Origin of the sequence: Caloramator mitchellensis, assembly GCF_001440545.1 — a bacterium.
Classification (GTDB): Bacteria; Bacillota; Clostridia; order Clostridiales; family Caloramatoraceae; genus Caloramator; species Caloramator mitchellensis.
Genome location: NZ_LKHP01000045.1, coordinates 1 through 802, shown reverse-complemented (window position 1 = coordinate 802; position 802 = coordinate 1). Strand labels below are relative to the sequence as shown.

The 802-nt window shown below is 30.0% G+C and carries 1 protein-coding gene; it reads left to right on the top strand.

Going from position 1 to position 802, the window contains the following annotated elements; translation table 11 throughout:
* Positions 1–802 (top strand): IS4 family transposase (locus ABG79_RS12120; RefSeq protein ID WP_160318252.1); only part of this gene is annotated, 802 nt, incomplete at both ends.

Genomic DNA, 802 nt, shown 5'->3' with positions numbered 1-802 from the left:
GTATAGATTTTTAAACTCTTCAAAATTTAACTGGAGAAAATATTTGTTACTCCTATCCTCATCAATTATAAAAAATACTTTAACACCATTAACTTCTGATGAAAGAGTAAATGTGCTTATTGTAGATGATTCAATGTATAGTAGAAATAGGAGTAAATCTGTAGAACTTCTTGCAAAAGTCTTTGACCATGTTCAAAGAAAGTATTTAAAAGGCTTTCGCCTATTAAATCTTGGATGGTCAGATGGAAACACATTTTTACCAGTTGCTTTTTCTTTGCTTTCTTCTGAAAATGAAGAAAACAGGCTTTGTAGTGTAAATGACTCTATTGATAAGAGAACCAATGGATATAAACTACGTAAAGAAGCTGTGAAAAAATCACCTACCGTTATGATTGACATGATTGCTCAAGCTATACAACACGGTATTCCAGCATCTTATGTTTTATTTAATAGTTGGTTTACTTATCCTCAAACTCTTATAAAAATAGTTCAACTTAAATTGCATACTATATCTATAGTTAAATCAATGTATAGAGTATATTACAACTATAATGGTAAATATTTTAACCTAAAGGATTTATATGCTTCTTTAAAGAAGAAACGTGGTAAGGCTAAAATACTATCTTCCGTTATTGTAGGTATTGGCTCTGATGAAAATGGTAATGAAGTCAAAGCTAAAATTGTATTTGTAAGAAGCCGTAATTGGCTTGCTCTAATCTCAACTGATATAACACTGAATGATGATGAAATCATAAGAATCTATGGTAAGCGCTGGGATATTGAGGTTTTCTTTAAAAGGTAT